We start from the raw sequence: 22846 nt of genomic DNA, 5'->3' as shown, positions 1-22846 counted from the left end.
TAACCTCCTATATGTTGTGCGTGATAGGTTGAATTGCAAAAGCTTTGGTTTTAATCTTTGTAAGAAGTTTTCCTAGATGCGGTTCTTCAACCATATTCAGGCATCCACTTCGATCTTTAGCAGGATATCCCCAAGAATTAATTGTCTGACAGACAAATGAACGAACCTCTGTACCATCATCTTTCTTGATTCCAACCATACTGATTACTTCGTCAACTATCCCAGGAATTTCACTTGCAGTTTTAGCTCCTTCACATTGAGGTAGCCAAGTTGAGCGATTGAAATCATCAAGGTATTGCCCAAGAGTTCCAACTGTAATGATGTCTTTATTTGGAATATGTTGAAACTGATTGAGCCAAGCCATCATCTCTTGAGCAAGTAACCCGTAAGCAGCTCTCATATCTTGTTTTCCTGATCTTTCAGAAAAAGCTTCAGGTTGCATTTTTGCCCATAATAGACATAAACGAGAGGCTACTGTAATACTATCGATAAAAACACATCGATACTTGAGAAACTCTGAAGAAAGCTCTTTGTATTTACTGGATACATGCTCATAGTGTCTTTGGCTATACGCTGAGTCAGATTTTAACGCAGGATTAGGACCACCTATGAGACATGCAATATCTCTTGCCTCATTCCAAGTACGAATACTTACAGAATCCCCTTGCCAATCTTGAACAGCAAGTAAACCTGCCTCAAAATCAAGACAAAGTGTTGGTTCATTTATGGTCTTTAAGAGACTAGTTTTACCTATACCATAAGGACCAAAGATGACCATTTTTATACCTGTTTGAACTTTTAGCCGTTCATTGCTGTTCATTATTTTCATTTTTCTCCCAGTACCTAAATATATATGTACGATGACCTAGGCAATTCGTCCGCAATTTGCAAAAAAAAAATTTTGAGCAAATATAATCGAGAGCTTATAACTTCTCTAAAACTGAGAATTTATCGCGTATTCGTTCTAGTGTGCGATAGATAGTTGTCTTTGGTATTTTGGTTATTACAGAAACTTCAGTAATAGTAAATACCTTAAGTAATTGACATAAATTACTATCTTTTTCAGACAAAGTTGAAATTATATTATTTATATCAGTGCGAATTATCGCTTCGATTTCCGAGTTCCTATGATCTGGAATATCGTCGTTTATATCATCAAAAGTTATATTACGTTTTAGACATAACTGATTGCGTAACATATTGCGAGCACAATAATTAGCTAATCTAGCAACGAAAGTACTAAAACTACTTCTTTTCTCATCGTGCCGGTTAAGATATTGCCAAACCTGACAAAAAAGCTCTTGTTCTATATCTTCGAGACTTTCGTTAATAAAACAGCTTTTGGATTTAATGCGCGAAGCTTGAAATCTCACATGTTTAACAATTGTAGAATCGATTCCTTGATAAGAATTCTTCATAAAAACTCCAAAAGTTTCATGAATAGAGATTTTTACCAAGACTTTGTATGACTAATTTATTATAAAAAAGTAGTAATAATTTTTTTATCTAAAAGAATAAAATCTTTAAAAATTAAAATAAGATTTAAACGTTTTGATACACTACTGAAGCTACTTTTTCATAGGTAAAAAACTACCAATTTCGTACCTAATTTCTGAATTACTAATTAGTATTTCAGAAAGCAGTAATCGTTAAGTTATTGATAATATTGTCTTTTTTATGTTCTATTCCTAAAAGCCGTTTCTAAAGTTAAGTGGCTAAAATCGGCCAGTGAAGAGGATTTATGGATTACTGAAGTCTTATATATATTATATATATATTTAAATACAGGTAAAATATAATATATGATAATATAATAATATAAATATTGGCGTAATATAAGTTATGTAAAATAGTTATTAAGATAAGTAAAAACTCAAATGGCAGGATATGAAATTTTTTTTAATTTTTTTTCAAAATTGCGGACGAATTTGCGAGTCATCGTACATATATATTATACAGGGCATTGAACTTTAATTACACAAAGGAGTTTTTGTACGTCAATCTTAACACTAGATCTCGGCAAACAAACGGGCTGGGCAATTCTAACAGATGGAGTAATTGAAAGTGGAAGCAAAAGCTTTCATGGTAGCCGTTTCAGTGGAGGTGGAATGTGTTTTTTAAGTTTTCACAATTGGCTTAATTCTTTGAAACATGAGTTCACTGCAGTGTATTTTGAGGAAGTAAGAAGACATCTAGGAACTGATGCAGCGCATTGCTATGGCGGTTTTCTCGCAGTTCTGTCTGCTTGGTGTGAAGAGAACAATATTCCCTACCAAGGTGTTAATGTTAAAACTATAAAACGCTTTATAACAGGCAAAGGCAATGCAAGTAAGAGTGAAGTTATTGAAGCGATACGTGAAAAAAGTTTTTCACCTAGAGATGATAATGAGGCCGATGCTTTGGCATTAATGTTCTATATTAGTAAAGATATTAATAAGACGAAAAATCCATAAAAAGTGGGTCCTTTCGGCCATAATGGAGGGTTTGGTGGGTTCGACCCCAGGCCTTCTCTAGCGTCAGATATATTTTGAATATTAACTTTTTAATTATTAAGATATGAATTTAGCAATCCACTACTATCCTACTCGAAACCTAGGCAGTGTCGACATTTATTTTAACCAAAGATAAATGCCAGCAATGTGAACAAAAGACAGAAAAGCTATGGCCAATTTGTCGTAGCGTGTAGCAACTCTGCGGAAGTGCTTGATTTTGTTGAACATCCTTTCGATTAAGTTTCTCTCTTTATACAATTCTTTGTCATATTCTCTTGGTGTTTTTCTGTTGGAACGCGGTGGGATTACTGGCTCAGCATTTACAGCTTCTGCAGCCTCAATCATATAATTTGCGTCATACCCTTTATCGGCAATAAGTGCCTCCATGTTCTTGCCTTCTATCAGGTCTAAAGCTTTTACGTAATCCGATCTTTGCCCTGCAGTAACAAAGAATCTCAGTGGGTTGCCCAAAGCATCACAAGCAGCGTGTAATTTGCTTGAAAATCCTCCTTTGCACCGTCCCAGCTCTTGTTCTTGTCTACCAGTTTCCACATTTTTTTCTTGCACCAGCAGCATGTTGATGTGCCCTGATTATTGTTGAGTCTATCATGAGCCACTCTGTGTCTCCATTAACAGCTAATGTGTTGAAAATCATCTGCCAAACACCAGATTTTGCCCACCTTATAAAACGTTTATGTACACTTGACCATTTTCCATACTCAGCCGGCAATGCTCTCCATGTTGCTCCTGTTCTACCTATCATACGCGTCAAGTTAAGGAAATAAAGGTATGAAAGAGATAGAATAATAAGGTATAAGTTCTCCCAGATATACTTTTAGTGAGAGAACCAATGAATAAAATAACTTGCTTATCAAAAAAGCTCAAAGAATTTTTTAATGAAAAAGCAGAGAAAATCTCAATTACAACAAGGTTTATAAAAAGAAAGAGAAAGCTAAAAGGTTCATCATTCGTAAAAGCCATGGTCTTGGGTAATATAGGAGTTGATAATTGTAGCGTAGAAACAATGTGTCAATTACTAAACGAGGACTCGATAGATATAACAAAACAAGGTTTGGATTTTAGATTTACTGAAGAAGCAGTGGAATTTATGAAAAGGATGTATAATGAATCTGTGATTCTCTTTAAAAATATCTTGCAAGTTGATTGCAAAATCTTACAGCAATTTAATAGTGTTAAATTATTGGACAGTAGCTATATTACTCTACCTAACAGTATGGAAGAGATGTATAAAGGTTATGGTACTAGCTACAGTGGCTATGAAAGCAATACTAAGTCTGGAATAAAGTTACAATTAGTTTTCGACTACATGAATCAGATAATAGACCAACTTAATTTAACGGAGGGGGTAAGATCAGACCAGGGATATAGGAAACATTTAAGTAATATATTAAGCAATGATTTGCTAATATCTGATCTCGGTTATTTTGTGCCAAGTTCTTTTAAACAAATCAATGAAATAGGAGCTTATTTCATAAGTCGTTATAAATCCGATACCAACATATATGATGTAGAAACAAATCAAAAAATGGAGTTATTAGAATGTTTAGAGGATAAGTTATTTTTAGAAAACGAGGTATTGTTAGGAAAAGAAGCAAAAATTAGAGTAAGAATTATATGTCAGAAACTAACTGAAGAACAGTCTATGGCCAGAAGAAGGAAAGCTAATAGATTAGCAAGATCGCAGGGATATACATCCTCTAAAAGAAATCAAAAATTGTTGAACTGGTCAATATTTATAACTAATGTTCCAGAAAATAAAATTAGTGCTGAGCAAGTATTAACGATTTACAGAGTAAGGTGGCAAATTGAGTTATTATTTAAATTGTATAAAAGCCATATCAGGCTTGATAAGCTAAAAGGAAAGCCATGCAGAGTATTATGTGAACTATATGCTAAATTGTGCGCAATTCTTATATTTCACGGCATAGTTGGTTGCACAGAAGTGAAAAAGAATACAGAACTTAGCTTAACAAAGGCATTTATTGAGCTAAAAAGGCGGGTTAGAGAGTTATTTTTAGTATTAACCAAAATTAATAGTTTAAAAGCATTTCTTAAAAAACTCACTATAACTTGGTCGCGATTTTCATTAAAAGACAAACGTAGAAGGGCTAGAGTATCCACTTTAACCTCTCTAAATTTGCTCACAATCTCTTAACTTGACGCGTATGGTTCTACCTATCCACATTATTGCAGCTACGAATCTCCTGTTATCTTTTGCGCTTCTTCCTCTATCTCCTTCCTTACCTGGCAGACTGTTTTTTATTCCATACGCGTCAAGTTAAGAGATTGTGAGCAAATTTAGAGAGGTTAAAGTGGATACTCTAGCCCTTCTACGTTTGTCTTTTAATGAAAATCGCGACCAAGTTATAGTGAGTTTTTTAAGAAATGCTTTTAAACTATTAATTTTGGTTAATACTAAAAATAACTCTCTAACCCGCCTTTTTAGCTCAATAAATGCCTTTGTTAAGCTAAGTTCTGTATTCTTTTTCACTTCTGTGCAACCAACTATGCCGTGAAATATAAGAATTGCGCACAATTTAGCATATAGTTCACATAATACTCTGCATGGCTTTCCTTTTAGCTTATCAAGCCTGATATGGCTTTTATACAATTTAAATAATAACTCAATTTGCCACCTTACTCTGTAAATCGTTAATACTTGCTCAGCACTAATTTTATTTTCTGGAACATTAGTTATAAATATTGACCAGTTCAACAATTTTTGATTTCTTTTAGAGGATGTATATCCCTGCGATCTTGCTAATCTATTAGCTTTCCTTCTTCTGGCCATAGACTGTTCTTCAGTTAGTTTCTGACATATAATTCTTACTCTAATTTTTGCTTCTTTTCCTAACAATACCTCGTTTTCTAAAAATAACTTATCCTCTAAACATTCTAATAACTCCATTTTTTGATTTGTTTCTACATCATATATGTTGGTATCGGATTTATAACGACTTATGAAATAAGCTCCTATTTCATTGATTTGTTTAAAAGAACTTGGCACAAAATAACCGAGATCAGATATTAGCAAATCATTGCTTAATATATTACTTAAATGTTTCCTATATCCCTGGTCTGATCTTACCCCCTCCGTTAAATTAAGTTGGTCTATTATCTGATTCATGTAGTCGAAAACTAATTGTAACTTTATTCCAGACTTAGTATTGCTTTCATAGCCACTGTAGCTAGTACCATAACCTTTATACATCTCTTCCATACTGTTAGGTAGAGTAATATAGCTACTGTCCAATAATTTAACACTATTAAATTGCTGTAAGATTTTGCAATCAACTTGCAAGATATTTTTAAAGAGAATCACAGATTCATTATACATCCTTTTCATAAATTCCACTGCTTCTTCAGTAAATCTAAAATCCAAACCTTGTTTTGTTATATCTATCGAGTCCTCGTTTAGTAATTGACACATTGTTTCTACGCTACAATTATCAACTCCTATATTACCCAAGACCATGGCTTTTACGAATGATGAACCTTTTAGCTTTCTCTTTCTTTTTATAAACCTTGTTGTAATTGAGATTTTCTCTGCTTTTTCATTAAAAAATTCTTTGAGCTTTTTTGATAAGCAAGTTATTTTATTCATTGGTTCTCTCACTAAAAGTATATCTGGGAGAACTTATACCTTATTATTCTATCTCTTTCATACCTTTATTTCCTTAACTTGACGCGTATGGTTTTTTATTCTCTCCCATTGCTCATCTTTTAAATCATATAGCATTCTCTTTACCTATTAATAAAGAGTACTCTATATCACTATTTTTTTATGTCGACAAGACCTAGGAGTTTCAAAGCAATATGTCTGTTATTTAGTAAAAAAAGGAATAGTTGAGTTGGAGGATGGTTTGATCAATAGAGAGCAAGCAAATGAAGCGGTAGCAGCAATAAGAGATCCAAGTCAGCCACTGAGGAGGAAAAATCCAGAAAACGAAAATACAAGTAACCTTTCCACGATGTTGCTAAAAACGCGAATAAAAAATGAGATGGAACGTGGTAAATTGCTTGAGGCAAAAGCTAAGGCTGAAATAGGAGAACTTGTAGCAGTAGAGGAAGTAAAGCGCGATGCATTTAACGTAGCAAGAGTTGTCCGTAATAATTTGCTTAATATTCCAAATAGAGTTTCAGCACTGCTTGCATCACTGAGTGACACTGAAAAGATTCATATGGCGCTAACCGAAGAGATTACAAACTCATTACAAGAATTATCTAACGCTAAATTTGAATAATGTCTGCTAAGTTAAGTTTAGAATTAATAAAGTGTCTCATTAATCAACCAGGAGTGGATGTAAATGTTAGAGGATTAAATGGAAAGACACCGCTGCATTATGCAGTAGAAATTAACGAGTTTGGTATGGTTGCACTCTTACTGAACAGGAAAAATATTAATCCACTGATCACTGATGATGATGGTAAAAGTGCGCTCTCTTGTGCAAGAGAAGAAATATTACAGGCGCTAATTAATAACAAATACGGATCAGAGCAAGATAGCTTACTCCACTTAGCTGCGATGTTGAATGAAGCAAATGCTGTAAGGTTTTTACTCGACAAAGGGGTTAATGTTAATGAGCAGAATGCTCCACTACATACAGCATTACACTTAGCAGCAGGAGCTGGAAATGAAGAAATAGTAGAAATTTTAATTAGAGAAGGAAACGCGGATAAGGATGTTCTTGACGTGAGAAATCATGCAGCAATTCATTATGCAGTAAACAACAAGAAGCTAGGAGTAGTAAAATTACTTTCAAATCTTGGTGCGAATGTCAATATAGCTGGTAGCGGCAGAAATGCAATGAAATTATCTTCTTTGCACGTAGCTATAAGTAGTAGTAATTACGACGAAAGGGACTTATGTTTAGATATTGTAAGATGCTTAATAAATGTTCCTAATGCTGGGGTTAACTTACAAGATTATGAAAATAAAACGCCACTACATTATGCTGAAAGGCTGAAAACAATAGAAGTTTTACTAACGCGAGAAGATATAGACCCTTTAATTAAGGATGATAATGGCAAGACACCATTTTGTTATGCAAAAGAAGCAAATAGATTAGATATAGTAAAGATTTTAGCAAGTAATAGATACGGAGCTGATAAAAACAGTTTGCTTCATTTAGCTGCCAGAAAAGGATATGAAGACCTAATAGACGGTATTCTTGGTGAAGGAGTTGAAATAGATGCTGTAGATGAGAGTGGAAAAACGGGAATTTATGTTGCTGCAAAGCATGGTCACTTTAACGTAGTAAAGTTGTTGCTAAAGAGAGGAGCAGATGCCACGGATGTTTTTCAGTATGCAATAATAACGAACAACGCAAAATTAATAAAATTACTGAGCAAAGAGAAGGAAATAGTGCTATTTGGAAGACAGAAGAACTTTCCAACATTTCATTTATTGAGCAATAAATATTTTGAAGAAAGGAAAATAGCAGACAAAAAAATAAAGAAATATATCAATATCGTCTGTGTTTCTATAACAGTATGTGCAATAGTGATAGTGGGAATTTACCCTAACATTATAGCTGCGGTAATGGTGGGAATAGTTGCGCTCATAGCTGCAATAGCAATGAGTAATTTAACTCAGAAGTACATAGAAGAAGCACTTGAAAAGAAAATGTTTATTGAACTTGAAAGTGAGAAAACAAGTGAGTGCAGTTCTATTTTAAGTGATGTTGAGGTATCATCTAATGATGGTGAAGAGCTAGCGATATGATATATGCTACATCTTTTTCTGAAGGTTTAAAGCCAGATCCACTACTTAAAGTGTCAGAGTGGGCGAATGAGTATCGAGTTTTAGCGCCAACTGCAGCATCAGAGCCAGGGAAATGGAGAACAGAGAGAACGCCATACCTTAAAGAAATCATGGATTCACTATCTCCGTCTTCAACTGCAGAAAAAGTAGTATTCATGAAAGGAGCGCAGATTGGAGGAACAGAAGCTGGTAACAATTGGATAGGCTATATCATCGATCAAACACCAGGTCCAATGCTAGTAGTACAGCCAACAGTTGAAATGGGAAAACGTTGGTCGAAGGGAAGATTTGCACCGTTAATAGAGAGTACGCCATGTTTAAAAAATAAAGTAAAAGACCCAAGGTCAAGAGATTCGGGCAATACTGTGCAAAGTAAGGAATTTCCAGGTGGAATAGTAGTAATAACCGGAGCAAATAGCAGTGTAGCACTGAGATCTATGCCAGTAAAATATCTCTTTCTTGATGAAATAGATGCCTACCCAGGAGATTCAGGAGGAGAAGGAGATCCAGTACTGCTTAGTATTGCTCGAACTAATACATTTGCACAGCGAAAGATTTTTTTAGTATCAACACCAACAATTCATGGAATAAGCAGAATTGAGAAAGAATTTGAAGCAACAGATAAGCAGTACTTTTTTGTACCATGTCCGTATTGTAATTACTATCAAGTTCTAAAATGGTCACAAATTAAATGGGAAAACAACGACTCAAGAACAGCACATTATGTCTGCACTGAATGTAGCGGCAAAATAGAAAATCATCAAAAGACAGAGATGCTTGAGCGTGGAGAATGGAGACCTACTAATAGAGTAAAAGGTGAGAAAAAAGGATTTCATCTTTCAAGTCTTTATAGTCCAGTAGGCTGGTATAGCTGGACTCAAGCAGTAGAAGATTTTCTTCATGCAAAAGAAAGTGAACAATTACTAAAAGTATGGATAAATACTACGCTTGGAGAAACCTGGGTAGACAAAGGAGAAGTACCAGATTGGAAGCAATTATTTAACAGGAGAGAATTTTTTCCCGTAGGCACAGTACCTAGGAGAGAAGTGGTGCTTACTGCAGGAGTAGATGTCCAAAAAGATCGTTTAGAAGTAGAAGTTGTAGCATGGGGAAAAAGCCGCGAAAGTTGGTCAATAGAATACCGAGTATTTGAAGGTGATACTGGAAGAGGAGAAGTATGGGGAAAACTCTCTGAGCTCTTAAATCATCATTTTATCGGTGAAAATGGTCTTGAATACATGATAAGTATGATGGCGGTTGATGCTGGGTATGCGACACAAGAAGTATACAATTGGGTAAGAGGTCATCAAGGCTCTGGAAGAGTAATGGCAGTGAAAGGTGTAAATAAAGCTCTAGTACCACTTAGCAGCCCAAGTAGAGTAGATATAACAGTTGGTGGTCAAAAGCTAAAAAGAGGAATAAAGCTCTGGCCAGTGGGAGTATCGATTTTAAAGTCAGAACTTTTTCAATTACTTAATGTTTTAAAGGACGGTGAAGAAGCTCCAGCAGGATACTGTCATTTTCCCGAGTATGCACCTGAATATTTTAAGCAGCTAACGGCAGAGCAATTAGTCAGCAAAGTAGTAAAAGGTTATACCAAACAAGAGTGGCAAAAGGTCAGAGAAAGAAATGAAGTATTAGACTGTAGGATTTATGCAAGAGCAGCATCGATAGCACTGGGAATAGATAGATGGCCAGAGAGTAAATGGAATAGTTTAAGTGAAAAACCAGAAAGTAAAAAATCAAAGAAAATAGTGAAAAGCAAATGGATCAGCAAGCAATAAATGTATAACGAAGATTATTTAATTCAAGTTGAACAAGCAATAAAGAAGCTTCAGAGTGGCGAAAGAGTGGTATCAATTGCATATGGTGACCATGTGGTGAGATATGCTGAAGTTCAGATAAATGATTTGCTCAGCCTCAGACAACGCATCAAAGGTGAACTAAAGATTGCTGGAATGAAGCCTAAACGAAAGATTATTTTTGCAACAAATAAAGGAGTTATATGAGGGAAAATTTTCTGAGAAAAGTTGTAAAAGAGGAATATTCTGAATTTTTAGAGCAATTAAAAACTTTCATAAAACTATGGGAGAATAGAGAGAGTTCAGTAAATGGAATAATAGATTTGTCACATTGGCAAGAAAATGTGGATTTTGAGTTAGCTAAAGAGAGTGGTATAGTTGGAGTAATTCATAAGGCAACACAAGGAACAGAGTACATAGATTCAAAATACAAAGAAAGAAGAAAAGAAGCTGAAGACTTGGGTCTATTATGGGGTTCATATCATTTCGGTGTAGGGGAAGATGGAAAGGATCAAGCAAATCACTTTTTGAATACAGTGGGTGAAACTAAAAATACAATTGTTGTGCTTGATATTGAAGAGAACGAAAGTGGAAAAAATATAGAACCAAAACAAGCAGAAGATTTTGTTAAAAAAATTCAAGAAGAAACAGGGCGTTTACCTTTAGTGTATGGAGGTGCTAATTTTTTGAAAGATTTTGCCACACCAATTTTGACAAAATGTCCATTATGGATAGCAAGCTGGAGAAAAGAACTCACATTACCAAAAGGCTGGAATGATTGGATTTTATGGCAATATACTGACGGTAAAATAGGTCCAGAGCCAGATGAAGTAAGTGGAATTGGAAAATGTGACAGAAATAAATTTAACGGAACTTTGAAAGAATTAAGAGAATTTTGGTTAGTATGATGCTGAAAAAATTCAAACAACTATTTAGCAAGCCAAAAATCAAAAGTTCAGCCTGGGATGCAGCAGGGTCAGGAAGAAGGGTAATGTATTGGCAAGGAGAAGCAGGAAGCATAAATAATTTACTCTCTCAAAGCCTTGAGCACCTGCGTAGTCGCTCTCGAGATATGGTAAGGAAAAATCCATATGCGGCAAATATCATTGATACAATAGTAAGTAACTCTATTGGAACAGGAATAAAACCGCAATCAAAAGCAAGAGATGGAGAATTTCGAAAGAAAGTACAAGAATTATGGCTAAGATGGACAGATGAAGCAGATAGTAACGGAGTAAGTGATTTTTATGGATTACAAGCTCTAGTATGCAGAAGTATGATAGAGGGAGGAGAATGTTTTATACGTTTAAGAACGAGAAAGCTAGAGGATAGATTTTCTGTGCCATTACAACTGCAAGTGCTTGAGTCTGAACATTTAGATAATAAAACAAATCAAACTTTAGGAAATGGTAATGTAATAAGAAGCGGGATTGAGTTTAATAGGCTTGGGCAAAGAGAAGCATATTATTTATTTAGAGAGCACCCAGGAGAAGGCTCATTTGGAGAGTCAGTTAGAGTACCGGCAAATGATGTTTTACATATTTATAGACCATTAAGACCTGGACAAATTAGAGGGGAGCCTTGGCTTTCTAACGTGCTTTTGAAGCTTTACGAACTTGACCAGTACGATGATGCAGAATTAGTACGAAAAAAGACTGCAGCAATGTTTGCAGGGTTTATTACGAGACTTGATCCAGAAGCAAATATTTTAGGAGAAGGTGAAAGTAATGAGCAAGGAGTAGCACTATCAGGTTTAGAGCCAGGAACTATGCAGCTTTTAGACCCAGGAGAAGACATAAAATTTTCAGAGCCGTCTGATGTTGGAGGAAGTTATGAAGCATTCATGAGACAGCAACTGAGGGCAATAGCAATAGGCACAGGGATAACATATGAGCAACTAACAGGAGATTTAACGGGTGTTAATTATTCATCAATCAGAGCAGGACTGATAGAGTTTCGTCGTAGATGCGCTATGCTGCAACACAACATTATGGTATTTCAATTTTGCAGACCAGTATGGAATAGATGGCTAGAGTTAGCAGTACTGTGTGGAGAACTCTGTATAGATGAAAAAGTGGCAAAAGCAGCGAAAGAAGAAGTAAAATGGATACCACAGGGATTTGATTGGGTGGATCCACTGAAAGACCAGCAAGCACAGCAAATGGCAGTAAGGAATGGATTTAAGAGTCGATCGGAAGTAGTATCAGAAATGGGTTACGATGTAGAAGAAATTGACCAAGAAATAGCAGAAGATCAAAAGCGTTCTGATTCTTTCAACCTTTTCTTTGATTCTGATGTCAGGACACAAACAAAATAAATCTCGTTTACTTTATGGAAATTTTACAAACCAACTGGCTATGTAGGCCGATGATGATAGAGCAAAAAAGCTTTGACCTGTTGTCACTATATAACGGAAAACAACCTATCTTTAAAAAGATAAAACATGCAGTAAATCAGAATATAGAAAAAACAGCAGTAATAGAAATACATGGAATTTTGACCAAAAAACCAGGAGCTTTTGACGTCTTTCTGGGAATGACATCATATGAGCAAATAGAAGAACAAATTACACAAGCATTAGCAGATAGTAGCATAGAGACAATTATACTGGAAATAGACAGCCCCGGAGGAGAGGTAAACGGTATATTTGACCTGGCTGATTTTATTTATGAATCAAGAGCAAAAAAGAGAATTGTGGCATTAGCAAATGATGATGCATACTCTGCTGCATATGCTATAGCCTCTAGCGCTGAGAAGGTATTTGTGAGCAGAACTTCTGGTGTTGGCAGTATAGGAGTAATAGCAAGTCATATAGATCAAAGTGGGTTTGATGAAAAACAGGGAATAAAATATACCACAGTATTTGCAGGAAGTAGAAAAAATGATTTAAATCCACATGAGCCAATGACGTCTGAAAGTCTGGAAAGCTTACAAAAAGAAGTAGACCGACTATATGAAATGTTTGTGCAGCTAATAGCGAGGAACAGAGGTCTTTCAATTGAAAAGATTCGATCAACGGAAGCAGGGCTATATTTTGGCGAGAAAGCAATAGAAATAGGTCTTGCAGACGGAATTACAATTCTTTCATCTATTAATAAAAACAGGAGTATTACTATGAATGAACAAACTACAACTGACCTAGAAACTGATAATTTAACTAATAAAATCAAAAATGACAGTTATCATGCTGAAGTTCTTGAATTAATACGTTTATGCAACTTATCACGAATGCCAGAGAAAATAGGAGAATTTATAGAGCAGAATGTTAGCAGCAAACAAGCACAAGAAATATTAATGTCGATACTTGCAGAACGAACAATGAAGACTGAAATTTTAAGCACATTACCACAGAATTCGTCAGAAGATTTAATGATGCAGGTAGCAAGAAGTCGTGCACAATCTGGCATTTAGAATATTCATAGTATAACAAAAGTAAAAAATAAAGGGGAAAAGCAGAATGAGTACTATAACAGAACAAAATAACCTTGGGGATCTTCTGAAATACGAAGTTTCAAATCTATATTCAAGAGACCAAATAACGGTAGCCAAGGGACAAAATCTTAAACTTGGTACAGTTGTTGGTAGTGATAAGGATAACATGATTAAGATAATAAATCCAACTGCAACAGATGGTACACAAACAGCAATAGGTGCGATAGTAAGTGATGTAAATGCGACAGAAAATGCCAAAGCAGTAATTATTACTCGTGGTGCAATACTAGCAGATCATGCAGTTGTGTGGCCAGCAAATATCACTGAAGAACAGAAAGCTGCAGCAATAAAGCAACTTGAAGGACGAGGGATCATTGTCCGCAAGGGAGTGTAACTTAAATTAATAAGGGGAAAAAAGAATGCGTGCGCCAAGAGAAGCGTTTAGAGAACAGTTGGTGAAAATCCAACTTAGGCAAAGTCTAGCCAACAGCCTAAAACGAACCATTATGCTGCGTAAGGTAACGAACGTAGTAAAGCTAATGGAACGGACAATACAGGGTGCAACGAAAGTGAAGGTATTGAGTCCCGAAATTTCCGACATCATAGAGGTCGACATTGTGCATTTTAGTGGAAGACAGCATGAAGGATAACGATAAGGCAAGTTATCACTCACTCTATCGGGATCTAAGGCCGTATCATGTATTGAGATGGGTTCTAAATGAACTTGGGAGATCCTTTGTATTCCTATTTGGGTACGTTAGAACAAGCCAACAAAGGCGAGGACTGACGAAAGATACAAAGGAAGTCGGACTGATTGATAATACTCAGAGTGTGGGAAAGCCACATACAAGGGGAAGCGATCAGCAATATAGCAACTGGGATAGGGATTGCAAGACTAATACAACAGAGATTGGAGGAATATGCAAAAGAAACTAAACCAGATAGCGATAAGAACAAAGCGAGACAAGCGGTTAAAATTTACATCGCTGGTGCATCTAATTAATGCAGAAAATCTGGCGGAGTGTTATAAGGAACTAAAGCGCAACAAGGCTTGCGGTATAGACCAGGTGACAGTAGAAGCTTACGGAGAAAACCTCGATGAGAAGCTTAAAACTCTAGTAGATAGTATGAAGAGAAAGCAATATCAACCGCAACCGGTAAAAAGGGTATATATACCAAAAGCTGGAAGCAAAGAGAAACGCGGACTTGGAATACCATCGACAGAGGATAAGCTGGTGCAGATAATGCTAAAGAAGATATTGGAAAATATTTATGAAGCAAATTTCCTAGACCAATCATACGGTTTTCGACCTGATAGAAGCTGCCACCAAGCGGTTAAAGCATTAAATAAAACAGTTATGTACAAACCAACAAACTATATTGTGGAAGTGGACATAAAGAGGTTCTACGATAATATTCAGCATAAATGGCTAATTAGGTGCTTAAAGGAAAGAATATCTGACCCAAATTTATTGTGGTTAGTAAAGAAATTCCTTAAAGCTGGAGTCATGGAAGCTGGATATTATAAAGCAACCACACAAGGAGCACCTCAAGGAGGAATAGTAAGTCCAGTATTAGCCAATATATATTTACACTATGTGCTAGATCTATGGTTTGAAAAGAAAGTAAAACCCAAATCTAAAGGATATATGGAGCTAGTCAGGTACGCAGATGATCTTGTGGTGAGCTGTGAAAATGAGGAAGATGCTAAGGAATTTCTAGAATCACTGAAACAGAGATTAGCCAAGTTTGGTTTGGAAATATCTGAAAACAAAACAAGGATAGTAAAGTTTGGCAAGAAAGGATGGTACCAAGCAAAGAGAGAAAAGAAGAAAATGGAAAGTTTCAACTTTCTAGGATTTACGCACTACTGTGCAAAAAGTCGTAATGGCAGGCTAATTATGGGACATAAAACCTCAAAAATAAACCTAACTAGGAAACTTAAAGAAATCAAAGAATGGTTGAAAACGACACGTAACCGGATTTGTCTCAAAGATTGGTGGCAGATACTAAAAGCTAAACTAAGAGGGCACTATAACTACTTCGGGATTAGTGGAAATTACCGATGGCTCAGTAAGTTTGAGTGGGCGGTAAATAAGCTAACGTTTAAGTGGATAAACCGTCGTAGTCAGAAAAAGAGTATGACTTGGGAACAATTCATGAACTACAAACAAGTCAATCCACTACCAAAGCCAAAAATATGTTTTTCTTTATATATAGGAGGTATATCGTGAACGCTATTATTGTGGAGCCGTGTGCGGGAAAACTGCAAGCACGGTTCTTATGGGGGAGTCATAAAAATAAAACTCAAACAAGGGGGATAGGACTATGACTTCTACCAACCAAAATCCATTTACAAATACAGCATTTAGCATGACGGCACTAACAAATGCGATGAATATATTGCCGATAAATTATGGACGAGTTGAAAATCTAAATTTGTTTCCAAGTAGGTCAGTAAGATTTAGACATATTACAATAGAAGAACATAATGGAGTTTTAAGTCTACTACCAACGCAAGTACCAGGGGCACCAGCAACAGTAGGAAAACGTGGTAAAAGAAAGGTAAGGACATTTACCATTCCTCATATTCCTCATGATGATGTGGTGTTACCAGAAGAAGTGCAAGGAATAAGGGCATTTGGATCAGAGAGTGAACTGAAAGCGCTGGCAGATGTAATAACTGACCATTTGCAGCTAATGAGAAATAAACATGCAATAACGTTGGAGCATTTGCGTATGGGAGCGCTGAAAGGAATAATTTTAGATGCTGATGGGTCAGAATTATTAAATCTGTACAACGAATTTAAAATAACACCAAAAGTAGTAAATTTTGCCCTTGGAACAGCAACAACAGATGTAAAACGTAAGTGTCTGGAAGTATTGCGGCATATTGAAGACAACTTAAGTGGTGAATATATGACCGGGATTCATGCTTTAGTAAGCCCTGAGTTTTTTGATGCACTTACTTCTCATACTAAAGTAAAAGAAGCATATGAAAGATGGCAAGAAGGAGCAGCGCTTCGGAATGATATGAGGTCAGGGTTTACGTTCTGTGGAATCACATTTGAGGAATATAGAGGGCAAGCAACTGATCCTGAAGGAACCGTGAGAAGATTTATAGAAAGAGATACAGGGCACTGTTTTCCAGTAGGAACAGCAAGTACATTTACAACATATTTTGCACCAGCAGACTTTAATGAGACAGTAAATACCCTTGGACAGCCACTATATGCAAAACAAGAGCCAAGGAGGTTTGATAGAGGAACTGATTTACATACACAGTCAAATCCTCTGCCAGTGTGCCACAGACCAGGAACATTAGTAAAAGTCGTTGCAGCATAACAATACTGGTAGAGTAACTACAAGTTGGTGAGGCACAAGAGGACTCTACTAGTATATACCTTATTAGCATACTTATGAAAGAATGCAAGAGAATATTAAGAGATTACTAAAAGATTGTTTTGCCCATTTAGGAGAAGTGGCTTTGTATAAATCAAAGGATAAGTCATACATGGTACAAGTATTAAAGCAACAGCCAGATAAATTATACGAGATTGGTGAAGGACAATTTGTGGAAGAAACTTTAGCGTTAGAAGTAAGTGCGTTTGATGTGTTAAGGCCAATAGTAGGAGATGTTTTTGTTATAGGTGATCGAAGATATAAAGTACACTCACCGCCACTTAGAGAAAAGTCTGGAATAACGTGGAAAATAAAAGCGTCTGGGGTGTAAAATGTCTATTCATATAGAAGTTGAGGTAATAGAAAGTGTAAATGCTAAAAGAAAAAAAATAGAATTAGCAATAGTGAGAGCGTTAAACAAAACGGCACTATGGTTAAAAGCGCAAGCAGCTAAGGAAATCAGTGAGGAAAAGAGAATAAAATTAAGTTTGATAAGAAAGAGATTAAGAATTTTTAAGGCGAAAACTAGCAGATTAGAAGTGTTAATTAGAGCAAATCTCTATGACATTAGAGCATCGGCAATTGGTAAAATACAAAAAACAAGAAGAGGATCGAAAGTAGGAAAGCATGAGTTTATAGGAGGATTTGCAGCAGTTATGCCAAAAGGAAATAGCGGTATGTTTAAACGTGAAGGAAGGGCAGCATTGCCAATAAAGGAAGTTAAGTTGCCACTCGAACCTGAGGCTTCAAGGATAATAGGAAATCTTGTTAATTATGAGGTTGAGGAAGTATTTACAAAATTTTTTGAACGTGAATTGAGCTATAAAGGATGAATTTGAAAGATTTACATGATAAAATTTGTACCACGCTGAAGAAAGAAATTTCTGCGATACAAACATGCGAAGTATATCCAGCAATAAGGAAAGAATTAGTAGCACCGGCAGTATTTATAGAATTATCAAGTCTAGAGCAAGGAAAAGATCCAGGAACAGAAGAATTAGCTCTGAAAGCAAGATTTGAAGCTAGAATAGTAGTTGATAGCACAATCGAAAATGCTCCTCTTATTGTCAGAACATTAGCTGCCGAGGTGGCAAAAGTTGTAAACAAAAATACATGGAATATAAAAAATGTTTCACCAGGAGAATTTATCTCTGCAGAAATTGACGGATTTAGACCCGAATTAGATGCATATTTGGTGTGGATGGTTGATTGGAGTCATCAGCTTCATTTAGGTAAATCGATATGGACAGAAAATAAGATTAAGCCACATACGATTATAATAGAAGAAAATGTTAGAGAGTAATTTTGCTATTTCAGAGCTGCAAAGAAAGTTAGCAAATATTGTACGAATAGGAGTTGTAAAAGAAGTAGATTATGAGAAAGCAAAAGTAAGAGTGAAGATAGGAGAACTTTTAACAGATTTTCTTCCATGGATAACTTCTAGAGCAGGAGAGGAAAGAAGCTGGCTACCACCAAGCATAAATGAACAGGTAGTAATATTGTCACCATTGGGAGAGTTATCATTAGGAGTAGTACTAGCTGGAATATATCAGCAAAATTATTCTGCTCCAGAGAATAGTGAAATGATTAACAGTTTAGTATTTCAAGATGGAACAAAGTTATTGTATGACAAAGAGAGCAAGAATCTTGAAATTTCTGTAGTGGATAAATTAAATTTCAAAGTAGGAAAATCAGAGATAGAAATGACAAAAAGTGGAATAAAACTGAAAGCAGAAAGGATCGACTTAAATTGAACAAAGGAATAGTGAGGTTAGGAGACTACTGTGGAGAAGCTATACCACATTTCTGCATTAGCGGAAGTAATAATGTTTTTGTAAACGGTAAGTCAATATGTAGACAAGGAGACAGTTTTAGTGAAGGAAGAGCATTAACTGAAGGATCAAAAACAGTGTTTGCAAATGGTCTTAGTGTAGGAAGAGTAGGAGATATAGTTTCATGTGGGTTTAAAGTAATAAAAGGCAGTGAAAGCGTTTTTGCAAAATAGAAATGAAGGGTATGGATGCTAAAACAGGAAAAGCGTTAGAAGGAATAGAGCACTTAAAGCAGTCGATAATTGATATACTGACCACTCCTATTAACAGTAGAGTAATGAGAAGAGAGTATGGTTCTCGATTATTTGAATTAGTAGATAAGCCAATAAATAGAGATTTAACTTTGGAAATCTATGCAGCAACAGCAGAAGCACTGGGGAAATTTGAGAAGAGATTTAAGTTAGAAAAAGTAAAGATTGCTGAAGCTAAAGAAGGAAAAATGACTCTTGTACTTGAAGGTATGTATCTTTCAGAAGGCAAATTCATAGGTATTAGTGGAATAGTTGTTTAGAAATGCAGACATCTAATATTATTGAAAAACTAAGCTATGAGGAAATCTTTTCCAGAATGAAGGAGGAGTTAGTGTGTAGAGATGAAACCTTTTCAGCGTTAGTAGAATCCGATCCAGCGATAAAGATTCTGGAGGTAGCAGCCTGGCGAGAACTTTTGCTCAGACAAAGGATGAACGAAGCAGTAAAGAGTAATTTACTGAAATTTGCAAGGGGAGAAGATCTTGATAATTTGGCTGAATTTTATGGAGTAGAGAGGCAGAAAGAAGAAGATGATGAACGATTTAGAAAAAGAATTAAAGCAAAAATAGTGGGCTCAAGCACGTGTGGAAGCAAAGAACACTATCGATATCATGCACTGTCAGCAGATAGTAGAGTAAAAGATGCACTAGTGGAATCAACTATACCAGGGAAAGTACAAATTTCAATCTTATCAACACAATTATCCACAACTGGCATAGTGTCAGAAGAGCTACTAGAAATTGTAAAAAAGCAGGTTACTAGAGATGATATAAGGGTTTTAACCGATACAGTAACAGTGATAGGTTGCAATATTACGGAAATAGATATTCACAGCAAAATGAGCATAAGTCCTATAATATCAGAGGAAGAAATCAAGAAGCAATTTATTAAGAAGTTTGAAGAAAGTAGAAGGCTGGGATGGAGTGTAACAAGATCGTGGATAATAGCGAATCTATTTGTAGAGGGTGTAGAAAACGTAGAATTAATAGAACCAAAAGAGGATGTTGTGGTATTGGGGAATGAGTGTGCAGTGCTTGGCCACGTCAAGTTAGATAGGATTTAAAACGTATTTTTTTTGTTTTGTGCCAGTGAGGGGATTGCGTGCAATAAGTGGTTTAAGGTTTACTGGATCCAATGTTAGGGAGACGAAAGTATTGATTTTCTTCCAGAAGTTGTAACTTGTTTTTTAAAGTATGGATAATATGGTCAAATATTATGGAGAGTGTTTTCGATATTAAGAACATCTTTATTTTTCTGCAATGATCTCTTGGTTACTCATAAGCTACCTAAATAAAGGAAATTAAAGCAACTTGAAAGAAAAGACAAATGAAAAGTTTATTACCGCCAAACGCAACAAAGCAAGAGCAAGCACTGGTTAATGCAATCGATTATAAAGTTGATCCAAGCAGGATAAGAGGATTTAAATTTAGCCTAGGGGAAAAAATATTGCCGTGGTTGATTGAGGAATATGGTTTAGAAGAGATACTGCGTTGGGTAAAAGATAGAAGAAAAGCCGTAATAGAAGGAGTAAAATTTCAAAGACTGCGAGGAACACCTAAATCACTTAAAATAGCACTCAAGTGGGCAAATATAGAAGACATTACAATCATCGAAGAACCACCCGGTAAACACTTTTTTGAGTTGCAAGTAGGGATAAAAGAGGTACCAAATGACTTCTTCGTAGATGCAGTAGTAGAACTTGCAAAACTATCATTACCAGCAAGATCAAGGCTAATGAGGATTTTCAATGATCACCATAACGTTGATAGGTTTATTTTAGATGAAAGTTTATTCGGCAGCTTATTGTCAGACTATTCAGGTAGAAAAGTTGAAAAAGATGGACCAGTATTATCGTTTGGAAGAGTAAATTTTTTCAGGTCTAGTGGTCCAGTTATTAGGATTATAGAAAACTATCTACGCGATCATTATGAACGAGCTTTAAGCAATGATATATATCGCCTAGATGTAGCAATCCTTGGAGAAACCGAGCCTCACACAAAGAATTATAACGGTATTTATGAAAGAAATCATTTGTGGTACAACTTAAAAGCACTATATCCATTACCACAAAGTTTATTACCAGCAATTAAGTTTGTCAAAGCACAGATTGTGCTGTCAGATAGCTGGAAATTAGGAGAAATAAATAGCTGTTTTCCTCTTTGTTATCAAGAAGAGATAGGAGGCACACTTTTCCTTGGTAATGATAAACTTTCTGATCAGCTATGGAACTTGGAATACACACCAATTTTGGAAAGATTTAATATCAGCTATGAATATGAAGCAAAGAATCTTACTGATCAAAAGGTTGCGAAAGCTAATTTAACGGAATATCACGTTAGTTGCAAAAATGATAGAAGTTCAGGAAAAGAAGATTCAATACACGAATTAGAAAATTACATTTTAGTGTTTTACCCAGGAGTACTGAAGTGGCATGAACATCGACATTTGCACAGAAGTTGGAAAAATAGTCAAGTAATATCTCTAATAAGTTAAGTACTTATATTTAGATCCTCATATATTATATTAATAATAGGTTAAAATGTATGAAATAAAAAGAAAAGGACTTGCTTTCTCATGCTAAAAAGGACATGACTTGAATAGCGGCAGGTAAATATAAGAAATTTGTCTGGCGCTAGAAAAGCTAATTTTGTGAGGTAAGTATGAAGTTTAGCAAGAGTAAGTTTTTTAAAGAAGTATCAAGTAAAAACATTAATAAAAGAAATGAAGAAGGAGAGACGATCTTGCATCAAGCAGTAGAAATCTCTGATTACAAAACAGTGAGATTATTAATAAAAAAAGGAGCAGAGGTAAATGCAAGAGATAAAAATGGTTATACACCTCTACACTGTGCAGTATTTGCGAAAAGCTTAGAAAATGTAAAAGTATTGCTAAGGTCGGGAGCAGAAGTAAATGCCACTCAATATGTCACTGGATGTACGCCACTCCACTCTGCATGCAAAATAGGAGGAGTTGAAATAATAAAAGAGCTAGTAAAAGCAGGAGCTGAGGTTAATCAACTGAATAAATATGGTGCAACACCAATGTATTACATTTGGGAAAGTGAAAAGTATTGCCTATGTGATAGCAAAGAAAGTGAAAAGGCGAGCAAATTTCTGAGAGAAAAAGGTGGAGTAACAAAAAGTAGAGAACTGACGTGCTATGGAATAGAGAGGCTAGTGGGAGAAATAGCAGACATGTTGAATGGAAGCTACATGCCGGAGCTAAAAATAATAGAGATAGGAGAAATAAGGAAGAGAGACAAATCACTAATAAAGGAAGAATGTGAAAATTTAGCAAGCAAAATAATGAGCCAAGTAAGTGAAATGATAGATGAGGTGGTGAAAAGGAGGGCTTAAAGAAGGGGTTTAAATTCAGAGAAAAGGTGAGGTAGGTCATGAGTAAAAAAGGAAAAGAGGAGTCACTATTAGAGAACTCATTTAAAAATATTTATGCAAGAGACAGAATAGCTCTGCATTACGCGGTAGACGCAAAAACAGTGAAGTTATTAGTTGAAAAAGGAGCGAATGTGAATGTAGCAGATGCGGAAGGATATACAGCACTGCATCTAGCGGTAACCGAGAAACGCCTAGAAATCGTGAGGGAATTGATAAAATCAGGAGCAGACGTAAATGCTGAGGAATATGGAAATAAATGCATACCTCTACACCTTGCGTGCATGGTAGGTGAAAAAGAAATAGTGGAGGAGCTAGTGAAAGCTGGAGGAGAAATAGAGCAAGCGGATAAATTTGGAATGACAGCGATGGATTATGCGAAAACCAGTAAAGAAGTAACTGAAGTATTGAAGAAAGAAATAGACAGAATTGAAAAGCTATTTATGAAGAGCTGAAAA

General features: G+C 35.7%; 28 protein-coding genes. 23 read left to right on the top strand and 5 right to left on the bottom strand.

The features are described from left to right. Positions 1–7 precede the first annotated feature (7 nt). Entirely contained in the window at positions 8–829 is an 822-nt protein-coding gene (locus AAGD66_RS03655) for an ATP-binding protein (protein ID WP_265024615.1), read from the bottom strand. 94 nt (positions 830–923) lie between these two features. Further along, positions 924–1418, bottom strand: coding sequence for a sigma-70 family RNA polymerase sigma factor (locus tag AAGD66_RS03650; RefSeq protein WP_265024616.1), 495 nt, complete (start codon positions 1416–1418; stop codon positions 924–926). 582 nt (positions 1419–2000) lie between these two features. Between AAGD66_RS03650 and AAGD66_RS03645 the strand changes: the two genes are divergently transcribed. Continuing rightward, positions 2001–2453 (top strand): crossover junction endodeoxyribonuclease RuvC, encoded by a 453-nt coding sequence (locus AAGD66_RS03645; RefSeq protein ID WP_226079873.1) that lies wholly within the window; start codon positions 2001–2003, stop codon positions 2451–2453. Positions 2454–2609: 156 nt separating this feature from the next. Here the strand turns inward: AAGD66_RS03645 and AAGD66_RS03640 are convergent, their stop codons facing one another. Then, entirely contained in the window at positions 2610–3068 is a 459-nt protein-coding gene (locus tag AAGD66_RS03640; protein WP_341814410.1) for an IS5 family transposase, read from the bottom strand. After that, positions 3031–3255: a transposase gene (locus AAGD66_RS03635; protein ID WP_341814409.1), complete on the bottom strand. Its 225-nt coding sequence runs from the start codon at positions 3253–3255 to the stop codon at positions 3031–3033. Before AAGD66_RS03635 ends, AAGD66_RS03640 begins: the two co-directional genes overlap by 38 nt. Positions 3256–3342: 87 nt before the next feature. On the opposite strand from AAGD66_RS03635, the gene AAGD66_RS03630 reads away from it, so the two are divergent. Beyond that, positions 3343–4668, top strand: a complete 1326-nt coding sequence (locus tag AAGD66_RS03630) for an IS4 family transposase (protein WP_264339118.1) — start codon at positions 3343–3345, stop codon at positions 4666–4668. 123 nt (positions 4669–4791) lie between these two features. Here AAGD66_RS03630 and AAGD66_RS03625 read toward each other — a convergent pair whose 3' ends face one another. Further along, on the bottom strand, positions 4792–6117 hold the full coding sequence (locus tag AAGD66_RS03625; RefSeq protein WP_264339118.1) for an IS4 family transposase: 1326 nt from the start codon (positions 6115–6117) through the stop codon (positions 4792–4794). 166 nt (positions 6118–6283) lie between these two features. Between AAGD66_RS03625 and AAGD66_RS03620 the strand changes: the two genes are divergently transcribed. The 21 genes from AAGD66_RS03620 (at position 6284) to AAGD66_RS03520 (ending at position 22843) form a co-directional block, all read left to right on the top strand. Beyond that, positions 6284–6757: a hypothetical protein gene (locus AAGD66_RS03620; protein ID WP_341814559.1), complete on the top strand. Its 474-nt coding sequence runs from the start codon at positions 6284–6286 to the stop codon at positions 6755–6757. Beyond that, a complete protein-coding gene (locus tag AAGD66_RS03615; RefSeq protein ID WP_341814408.1) occupies positions 6757–8238 on the top strand; it encodes an ankyrin repeat domain-containing protein in 1482 nt (493 codons plus the stop codon). Before AAGD66_RS03620 ends, AAGD66_RS03615 begins: the two co-directional genes overlap by 1 nt. Next, positions 8235–10061 (top strand): phage terminase large subunit family protein, encoded by a 1827-nt coding sequence (locus AAGD66_RS03610; RefSeq protein WP_341814407.1) that lies wholly within the window; start codon positions 8235–8237, stop codon positions 10059–10061. Before AAGD66_RS03615 ends, AAGD66_RS03610 begins: the two co-directional genes overlap by 4 nt. Further along, the gene (locus AAGD66_RS03605) at positions 10062–10286 is read left to right on the top strand and encodes a gpW family head-tail joining protein (RefSeq protein WP_114517459.1); all 225 of its coding nucleotides are present in this window, start codon (positions 10062–10064) and stop codon (positions 10284–10286) included. Then, positions 10283–10987, top strand: coding sequence for a glycoside hydrolase family 25 protein (locus tag AAGD66_RS03600; RefSeq protein ID WP_264376381.1), 705 nt, complete (start codon positions 10283–10285; stop codon positions 10985–10987). Before AAGD66_RS03605 ends, AAGD66_RS03600 begins: the two co-directional genes overlap by 4 nt. Next, on the top strand, positions 10984–12396 hold the full coding sequence (locus AAGD66_RS03595; protein WP_341814406.1) for a phage portal protein: 1413 nt from the start codon (positions 10984–10986) through the stop codon (positions 12394–12396). The genes AAGD66_RS03600 and AAGD66_RS03595 overlap by 4 nt, the downstream gene beginning before the upstream one ends. A gap of 14 nt (positions 12397–12410) precedes the next feature. After that, positions 12411–13490: a S49 family peptidase gene (locus AAGD66_RS03590; protein WP_341814405.1), complete on the top strand. Its 1080-nt coding sequence runs from the start codon at positions 12411–12413 to the stop codon at positions 13488–13490. Between the two features lie 46 nt (positions 13491–13536). Beyond that, positions 13537–13905, top strand: coding sequence for a head decoration protein (locus tag AAGD66_RS03585; RefSeq protein ID WP_341814404.1), 369 nt, complete (start codon positions 13537–13539; stop codon positions 13903–13905). Positions 13906–14017: 112 nt separating this feature from the next. After that, positions 14018–14161: a hypothetical protein gene (locus AAGD66_RS03580; RefSeq protein ID WP_226080279.1), complete on the top strand. Its 144-nt coding sequence runs from the start codon at positions 14018–14020 to the stop codon at positions 14159–14161. A gap of 270 nt (positions 14162–14431) precedes the next feature. After that, positions 14432–15745: a group II intron reverse transcriptase/maturase gene (ltrA, locus tag AAGD66_RS03575; protein WP_341814403.1), complete on the top strand. Its 1314-nt coding sequence runs from the start codon at positions 14432–14434 to the stop codon at positions 15743–15745. Positions 15746–15839: 94 nt separating this feature from the next. Further along, positions 15840–16856 carry a major capsid protein gene (locus AAGD66_RS03570; RefSeq protein WP_341814402.1) on the top strand — a complete coding sequence of 339 codons (1017 nt, stop codon included), beginning with the start codon at positions 15840–15842 and terminating at the stop codon, positions 16854–16856. A gap of 82 nt (positions 16857–16938) precedes the next feature. Then, on the top strand, positions 16939–17244 hold the full coding sequence (locus AAGD66_RS03565) for a hypothetical protein (protein ID WP_341814401.1): 306 nt from the start codon (positions 16939–16941) through the stop codon (positions 17242–17244). 1 nt (position 17245) lies between these two features. Further along, positions 17246–17746, top strand: a complete 501-nt coding sequence (locus AAGD66_RS03560; RefSeq protein WP_341814400.1) for a phage tail protein — start codon at positions 17246–17248, stop codon at positions 17744–17746. Beyond that, positions 17743–18216, top strand: coding sequence for a hypothetical protein (locus AAGD66_RS03555; RefSeq protein WP_253308731.1), 474 nt, complete (start codon positions 17743–17745; stop codon positions 18214–18216). Before AAGD66_RS03560 ends, AAGD66_RS03555 begins: the two co-directional genes overlap by 4 nt. After that, on the top strand, positions 18203–18667 hold the full coding sequence (locus AAGD66_RS03550; RefSeq protein ID WP_047759504.1) for a phage baseplate assembly protein V: 465 nt from the start codon (positions 18203–18205) through the stop codon (positions 18665–18667). Before AAGD66_RS03555 ends, AAGD66_RS03550 begins: the two co-directional genes overlap by 14 nt. Then, positions 18664–18918: a PAAR domain-containing protein gene (locus AAGD66_RS03545; RefSeq protein WP_047759655.1), complete on the top strand. Its 255-nt coding sequence runs from the start codon at positions 18664–18666 to the stop codon at positions 18916–18918. Before AAGD66_RS03550 ends, AAGD66_RS03545 begins: the two co-directional genes overlap by 4 nt. Before the next feature lie 2 nt (positions 18919–18920). Beyond that, positions 18921–19256, top strand: a complete 336-nt coding sequence (locus tag AAGD66_RS03540) for a GPW/gp25 family protein (RefSeq protein ID WP_264706622.1) — start codon at positions 18921–18923, stop codon at positions 19254–19256. A gap of 2 nt (positions 19257–19258) precedes the next feature. Then, entirely contained in the window at positions 19259–20059 is an 801-nt protein-coding gene (locus tag AAGD66_RS03535; RefSeq protein WP_264706620.1) for a baseplate J/gp47 family protein, read from the top strand. A gap of 263 nt (positions 20060–20322) precedes the next feature. Next, positions 20323–21489, top strand: a complete 1167-nt coding sequence (locus tag AAGD66_RS03530; RefSeq protein WP_341814399.1) for a phage tail protein — start codon at positions 20323–20325, stop codon at positions 21487–21489. Positions 21490–21656: 167 nt separating this feature from the next. Next, on the top strand, positions 21657–22352 hold the full coding sequence (locus tag AAGD66_RS03525) for an ankyrin repeat domain-containing protein (RefSeq protein WP_265034102.1): 696 nt from the start codon (positions 21657–21659) through the stop codon (positions 22350–22352). Positions 22353–22390: 38 nt separating this feature from the next. Then, a complete protein-coding gene (locus AAGD66_RS03520; protein WP_265034100.1) occupies positions 22391–22843 on the top strand; it encodes an ankyrin repeat domain-containing protein in 453 nt (150 codons plus the stop codon). Positions 22844–22846: the final 3 nt, after the last annotated feature.

Source organism: Wolbachia endosymbiont (group A) of Dendrolimus pini (assembly GCF_964026835.1).
In the GTDB taxonomy this organism is placed as follows: domain Bacteria; phylum Pseudomonadota; class Alphaproteobacteria; order Rickettsiales; family Anaplasmataceae; genus Wolbachia; species Wolbachia pipientis.
Note: the sequence above shows the minus strand (reverse complement) of the source record. Positions and strands in the feature narration are given on the sequence as shown.

Excerpts from the sequence above, each read along its gene's own strand:
- AAGD66_RS03655 (WP_265024615.1), bottom strand. The coding sequence starts at position 829 with ATGAAAATAATGAACAGCAATGAACGGCTAAAAGTTCAAACAGGTATA.
- AAGD66_RS03650 (WP_265024616.1), bottom strand. The coding sequence starts at position 1,418 with ATGAAGAATTCTTATCAAGGAATCGATTCTACAATTGTTAAACATGTG.
- AAGD66_RS03640 (WP_341814410.1), bottom strand. The coding sequence starts at position 3,068 with ATGCTGCTGGTGCAAGAAAAAAATGTGGAAACTGGTAGACAAGAACAA.
- AAGD66_RS03635 (WP_341814409.1), bottom strand. The coding sequence starts at position 3,255 with ATGATAGGTAGAACAGGAGCAACATGGAGAGCATTGCCGGCTGAGTAT.
- AAGD66_RS03630 (WP_264339118.1), top strand. The coding sequence starts at position 3,343 with ATGAATAAAATAACTTGCTTATCAAAAAAGCTCAAAGAATTTTTTAAT.
- AAGD66_RS03625 (WP_264339118.1), bottom strand. The coding sequence starts at position 6,117 with ATGAATAAAATAACTTGCTTATCAAAAAAGCTCAAAGAATTTTTTAAT.
- AAGD66_RS03615 (WP_341814408.1), top strand. The coding sequence starts at position 6,757 with ATGTCTGCTAAGTTAAGTTTAGAATTAATAAAGTGTCTCATTAATCAA.
- AAGD66_RS03610 (WP_341814407.1), top strand. The coding sequence starts at position 8,235 with ATGATATATGCTACATCTTTTTCTGAAGGTTTAAAGCCAGATCCACTA.
- AAGD66_RS03605 (WP_114517459.1), top strand. The coding sequence starts at position 10,062 with ATGTATAACGAAGATTATTTAATTCAAGTTGAACAAGCAATAAAGAAG.
- AAGD66_RS03600 (WP_264376381.1), top strand. The coding sequence starts at position 10,283 with ATGAGGGAAAATTTTCTGAGAAAAGTTGTAAAAGAGGAATATTCTGAA.
- AAGD66_RS03595 (WP_341814406.1), top strand. The coding sequence starts at position 10,984 with ATGATGCTGAAAAAATTCAAACAACTATTTAGCAAGCCAAAAATCAAA.
- AAGD66_RS03590 (WP_341814405.1), top strand. The coding sequence starts at position 12,411 with ATGGAAATTTTACAAACCAACTGGCTATGTAGGCCGATGATGATAGAG.
- AAGD66_RS03585 (WP_341814404.1), top strand. The coding sequence starts at position 13,537 with ATGAGTACTATAACAGAACAAAATAACCTTGGGGATCTTCTGAAATAC.
- AAGD66_RS03580 (WP_226080279.1), top strand. The coding sequence starts at position 14,018 with ATGCTGCGTAAGGTAACGAACGTAGTAAAGCTAATGGAACGGACAATA.
- ltrA (WP_341814403.1), top strand. The coding sequence starts at position 14,432 with ATGCAAAAGAAACTAAACCAGATAGCGATAAGAACAAAGCGAGACAAG.
- AAGD66_RS03570 (WP_341814402.1), top strand. The coding sequence starts at position 15,840 with ATGACTTCTACCAACCAAAATCCATTTACAAATACAGCATTTAGCATG.
- AAGD66_RS03565 (WP_341814401.1), top strand. The coding sequence starts at position 16,939 with ATGCAAGAGAATATTAAGAGATTACTAAAAGATTGTTTTGCCCATTTA.
- AAGD66_RS03560 (WP_341814400.1), top strand. The coding sequence starts at position 17,246 with ATGTCTATTCATATAGAAGTTGAGGTAATAGAAAGTGTAAATGCTAAA.
- AAGD66_RS03555 (WP_253308731.1), top strand. The coding sequence starts at position 17,743 with ATGAATTTGAAAGATTTACATGATAAAATTTGTACCACGCTGAAGAAA.
- AAGD66_RS03550 (WP_047759504.1), top strand. The coding sequence starts at position 18,203 with ATGTTAGAGAGTAATTTTGCTATTTCAGAGCTGCAAAGAAAGTTAGCA.
- AAGD66_RS03540 (WP_264706622.1), top strand. The coding sequence starts at position 18,921 with ATGAAGGGTATGGATGCTAAAACAGGAAAAGCGTTAGAAGGAATAGAG.
- AAGD66_RS03535 (WP_264706620.1), top strand. The coding sequence starts at position 19,259 with ATGCAGACATCTAATATTATTGAAAAACTAAGCTATGAGGAAATCTTT.
- AAGD66_RS03530 (WP_341814399.1), top strand. The coding sequence starts at position 20,323 with ATGAAAAGTTTATTACCGCCAAACGCAACAAAGCAAGAGCAAGCACTG.
- AAGD66_RS03525 (WP_265034102.1), top strand. The coding sequence starts at position 21,657 with ATGAAGTTTAGCAAGAGTAAGTTTTTTAAAGAAGTATCAAGTAAAAAC.
- AAGD66_RS03520 (WP_265034100.1), top strand. The coding sequence starts at position 22,391 with ATGAGTAAAAAAGGAAAAGAGGAGTCACTATTAGAGAACTCATTTAAA.